At 34.0% G+C, this 1,082-nt stretch carries 1 protein-coding gene; it reads left to right on the forward strand.

Annotated features, from left to right (window positions below):
- The coding region (locus tag ACWYN7_RS17265; protein WP_462861220.1) for a hypothetical protein at positions 1–1,082 on the forward strand (1,082 nt) is incomplete at both ends.

Here is a 1,082-nt window from a genome sequence, read left to right on the forward strand (position 1 = left end):
GGAACTTACACAATCTCTGTTGATGTTAGCACTGTAACCTCTGGAATACCTGCAGGTAAAACTGCAGCAGATTTAGTGCAAACTTACGACTGGGACAGTGTGGGTACTCCAAATAACAGTACCATTAATTTAACAGCTGGTGAAGATAATTTAGATCAAGATTTTGCTTATGTTATCCCTACAGGAGGAACTTCTGGAGGTAACAATGGTGGTGTGGAATCTGAATCTTTAGGAGATGCAATCTCTAAAATCTACGTAGGTAGAAAAAAGAATTCTGTGCCAACTGAGTTTGTAAAATCTAGTGCAAACCTATATAACAAAGCAAAATTAAAATCGAAACAACCATATCAAGGTAAAGGACAAACCATGTTAGATATGTTCCCTTCAGAATTATTTGCAGGTAATGTAGCAAACGTTACTTCACCAACTGATATCTTAGATTACACAATTGCTGATGAGGTATTGTCTGTTGACTTCTCTTTAAATGGAGAAACAAAAGGTGTGGTTTTAGGAATTAAAACTTCTGATAAAATTTACAATCATACAAAAGCTTCTTGTGATCGTTTAAGAGGTGCTGAGATTTTAAACATTCAGAAAGTACAAATTCAAGGATACAATTTCTTAATGCAAGGTATTAAGCAAAGAAGTGGAGAAGTAGAATATGCCATCTCTTTTGCAACTGCTAAGAATAATAACGATGCGAATTATACCATTCAAACCAACTGGTATGTAAATAACTATACCAAGTTTAATGATGTGTATAACTTCCAAGTATGGTCTACAAGACCAGCAGATACTCAGAAATTAGTAGCTGATATTTTAAACAACTTACAATCTTATATTCCTGTTACACAAACAGAAGTACAGAAGTTTCCAGAAACCTATGCTTCTAAAATCTACAGAGATAAAGGTGAGTTAGTAGTAGCATTAAGAAGTACAGAAGAAGGTAAAACAGCAGATATTTCTATGGTTGAGTTGTATTCTGAAACTGCAAACAATATTAAACACAGATACAATACTGTAAGTACAGAAATTCAACAAAGCTTAAGAGTAGATATTGCAGATGGTTATGAGTATGATGC

This window comes from Polaribacter sp. M10 (assembly GCF_054968445.1).